This window comes from Carnobacterium sp., assembly GCF_032094055.1.
Taxonomy (GTDB): Bacteria; Bacillota; Bacilli; order Lactobacillales; family Carnobacteriaceae; genus Carnobacterium_A.
On sequence record NZ_DAMDAK010000060.1, the window covers coordinates 4,514 to 5,201 of the forward strand.

The following is a 688-nucleotide window of genomic DNA, read 5'->3' on the forward strand; positions in this document are numbered from 1 at the left end:
TTACGGAATGCAGGAAAACAGAAAGACACAGCCCGCAATATTTTAGACCGAAAAGAAGCAGTGATTCATATTGTAGATCAAGATTTAGTTGAAGAAATGAATCGTACAGCAGCTCCTTTAGCTCCTCATGAAAGTGAACTGGATCGAACTCAATTAACTCTGATTGATAGTCAAACGGTTAGTGTTCCTACCATTCAAGAAGCAAAAGTTCATTTTGAGGGAAAATTGTATCAGCATATTCCTATCAAAGATGAAGCTGGAAACATTATTACGGATTTATTTATTTTCCGGATAACCGACTTTTTTTTCCATGAATCTGTCATTGATTTAGCTAAAGACTACATTTTAACCGGGGATTTAAATCCCGTTGCTCGCTTAGCAGGCGATCAATATGCTACTTTAAATGAAGAATTTACGCTTATCCGACCTGTGAACTAAAACTAAACGCATCAATAAAAAAAGACTTACCTTTCCGTTTGCGCTTCTCAGCAACGAAAAAGTAAGTCTTTTCTTTGGTTTTGAATAAAATTAATCAGTCGCTTTGACAGAACCAATCTCTGAAGAAGATGAAACTTCTCCTGTAGCAGCTAAATTAAAGTCTGCTACTTTGTCCATATTGGTAAAGACAACTACCATTGCACTATCTTTACCCGCGGCTTCTAAAGCAGCTAAGTCAACAGTTGAAATC

General features: G+C 36.6%; 1 protein-coding gene and 1 pseudogene. One reads left to right on the forward strand and one right to left on the reverse strand.

Translation table 11 applies throughout. The features are described 5' to 3' along the window. Positions 1-438, forward strand: a 438-nt coding sequence (locus RT405_RS09420) for a flavin reductase family protein (RefSeq protein WP_313469279.1), incomplete at its 5' end; no start/stop codon positions are given. Between the two features lie 90 nt (positions 439-528). Here RT405_RS09420 and RT405_RS09425 read toward each other — a convergent pair. Beyond that, positions 529-688, reverse strand: a pseudogene (locus RT405_RS09425) (PTS glucose transporter subunit IIA); the annotation flags it as partial.